3 protein-coding genes are annotated in these 2,591 nt (G+C 47.9%); all 3 read right to left on the reverse strand.

The window, feature by feature from the left end:
• Nucleotides 1-747 (reverse strand): hypothetical protein (locus B3M51_RS00900; RefSeq protein ID WP_292756204.1); only part of this gene is annotated, 747 nt, incomplete at its 3' end.
• A 9-nt stretch (nucleotides 748-756) separates the two neighbouring features.
• The gene (gene ribBA, locus B3M51_RS00905; protein ID WP_292756205.1) at nucleotides 757-1,941 is read right to left on the reverse strand and encodes a bifunctional 3,4-dihydroxy-2-butanone-4-phosphate synthase/GTP cyclohydrolase II; all 1,185 of its coding nucleotides are present in this window, start codon (nucleotides 1,939-1,941) and stop codon (nucleotides 757-759) included.
• 5 nt (nucleotides 1,942-1,946) lie between these two features.
• Nucleotides 1,947-2,591, reverse strand: a 645-nt coding sequence (gene folE2, locus B3M51_RS00910; RefSeq protein ID WP_292756207.1) for a GTP cyclohydrolase FolE2, incomplete at its 5' end; no start/stop codon positions are given.

A 2,591-nucleotide genomic window follows, 5' to 3' on the forward strand; every position in this document is an offset into this window, starting at 1 on the left:
AATGGGTAAATCTGTCAGCAGGTAGATCATCGGCAATACCAGAATGCCCCAAAACAGAATTTCAAAGCTGAAGCGACATTGAATACCCACATCAGGATCAGTAACGTCCATCGCACGCGACGCTACCGCCCCTTCTGCACCCCAACCTATAGCCGACATGATGCCACCCACATACCCCAGCCATGCGTAATTTTCGCTGATATCAATCTCCCCAAACAGTCCTGGACCGTAAATGACCATGCCGCCCATGATAATAATTGCCATACCCAGTGCAGCACGGCCGGAGATTTTTTCGTGATACCAGAGTCGCGCAATGATTGCACCAACAACGGGATAAAACAGCGATGTAATCGCCGCAAACACAGGGCCAACATAGCCCATCGCCATATACGAGCCGAAAATAGCCATCGGACCACCACACAAAGAAGCGAGTGCATACCATTTGGAGATACGTCTGAAACGCACAATGGTACGTCCATAGTCACGTAACTTACCCAGCATGCCGTTCCAAATGATTAGAAACAGTAACACTACAACAGCGTGGATCCAGGTCATCACTGCCGTGGCAGCCAGACGCATGCCATGATCTCCGCTATGAATACTGACAAAGGGTTCTTCATACCACATTGCTGTACCGGGCACATACCAGGCACCCCACAGCACTGCGGTCCATAAAGCCCAGGTAAAGCCCCAACGCTGATTGCGTTGGAAATGATTATGCAGTGCTTTATCCAACGATAATGACATTAAATTTCCCTACAACGCCTGTATGAGTTCTGCAAGAGCAGCATCCATCCCCTTTTCTGACTTTTCAGGTAATACATAGTCTTCTACTACCAGACCAAACCCCGTCATATTATGGATCTTGCGTGGACGGGTCATCAGACGCATACGACTGATTCCCAAATCAAGCAGGATCTGTGCACCAATGCCATAATCCTTCAATTCGATACTGGCAACAGGCAAAGAATCCGGATTGCTGATTTGCCTGAGAATGTCTTGTTCAGACTCATCACGTCGTAACAACACAATCACACCGGCCCCCTCGTTAGCGATTTTCTGCATCGCAGCATGAATGCTCCAGCTATGGGAGTGTTGTTTGGCATCAAGTAATTCAATGACTGATAACGGTTCATGAACCCTGACTAACGTGCTGGCAGATTTTGTCGGATCCCCATACACCATGACCAGATGCGTTTTATCAGTTGTAATATCCCGGTAACCGATTAACTCAAACTCACCAAACATCGTATTGATCAGACGACTGCTTTTTCGTTCAATCAATGTTTCTGTCTGATGCCGATAGGCAATCAGATCAGCGATCGTGCCAATCTTCAGGCCATGCTCACGGGCAACCCCCTGCAGATCAGGTAATCTCGCCATGCTGCCGTCTTCATTCATGATCTCGCAAATCACTGCAGCCGGGGTTCTATCAGCCATTGCGGCAATATCACAACCTGCTTCAGTATGCCCTGCCCGTGCCAATACACCGCCAGGTTGTGCCATTAACGGAAAAATATGCCCTGGCCGCACAATATCGGTTGGAGTGGCATTTTGTGCCACTGCAGCCTGAACAGTTCGGGCACGATCCGCAGCAGAAATGCCGGTGGTTACGCCTTCTGCGGCTTCAATGGATACGGTAAAGTTGGTGCTTAACTGAGCCCGATTATGTTTGACCATCAAGGGCAGTTCCAACTGTCGACAACGTGCTTCGGTCAGCGTCAGACAAATCAGTCCACGCGCATAACGGGCCATGAAGTTGATATGCTCTGCTGTTACGGCATCGGCGGCGATAACAATATCGCCTTCATTCTCCCGATCCTCATCATCAATCAGGATAACCATTTTGCCCTGACGTATGTCGTCGATTATTTCCTCAACGGGTGAAATAACCGACTGTGTGGTTCCGGGGAAGTGTAAAGGTTCTAATGGATAATTCATGGCGATCACCTGCTTTTCTGCAACATGGCATAAGCCGAATGGTTGTGTATCGATTCGAAGTTTTCACATTCAATGATGTAATCGACAATGGCTTCACAGCTATTAAGCGATGCAGCCACATCACGCACCAGATCCTCAACAAATTTAGGATTATCGTAGGCATATTCGGTGACATACTTTTCATCAGGCCGCTTGAGTAAACCGTAAAGCTCACTGGAAGCCTGTTGTTCTATTTGCCCAATCAATGATTTGAGACTGATAATCTGATTCAACTCGGCCGTAACGGTAATCATTGAACGCTGATTGTGAGCACCATATTCAGAGATTTTTTTCGAGCAGGGACAAAGGCTGGTTACTGGAATCGCTACTTTAAGTTTGAGACTCAGTGTTTCCTCCAGATTGGCAATCAGCGTGACATCGTAATCCATCATGCTGCTGACGCCGGAAACCGGGGCCTGCTTACGAATAAAAAACGGAAACTGCATTTCCAGATGGCCACTGTCGGCCTCAAGCTGACTCAGCATGGTTTTCATGAAATCGCCAATACTGTCAGTCGAAATCACCAGATCAGGCGTTTCCAGCAGCTCGATGAAGCGTGACATATGCGTGCCTTTCACATCATGGGGCAACTTCACATACATATTGAAGTC

Origin of the sequence: Methylophaga sp. UBA2689 (assembly GCA_002354555.1) — a bacterium.
Taxonomy (GTDB): Bacteria; Pseudomonadota; Gammaproteobacteria; order Nitrosococcales; family Methylophagaceae; genus Methylophaga.